Origin of the sequence: Pseudomonas sp. Lb2C2 (genome assembly GCF_052112205.1) — a bacterium.
GTDB lineage: Bacteria > Pseudomonadota > Gammaproteobacteria > Pseudomonadales > Pseudomonadaceae > Aquipseudomonas > Aquipseudomonas kilonensis.
The window spans coordinates 1-242 of record NZ_JAUTYW010000044.1 but is presented as its reverse complement, the minus strand read 5'-3'; the positions used below and the strand labels follow the sequence as shown (position 1 = coordinate 242).

Here is a 242-nt window from a genome sequence, read left to right as displayed (position 1 = left end):
AACCGACCGGTGATGTCACTGCGAACTCGTCGGACGCAGCAGGTAATGTCAGCCCTGACACCGTGGTGGCTTATGCCGATGCCACGGCGCCAACTGCGCCGAGCGTAACCGTGGCGGCCAATGCCGACGGCAGCCTGGTGGTCAGCGGCAGTGCCGAGCCGAACAGCACGGTTACTGTGACTTACCCGGATGGCAGCACCGCGACGGTGGTGGCGGGCACTGACGGTTCCTACAGCGTCACT

1 protein-coding gene is annotated in these 242 nt (G+C 64.9%); it reads left to right on the top strand.

The features are described 5' to 3' along the window. A partial coding sequence (locus Q7F16_RS30190; protein WP_409557436.1) for an Ig-like domain-containing protein occupies positions 1-242 on the top strand: 242 nt, incomplete at both ends.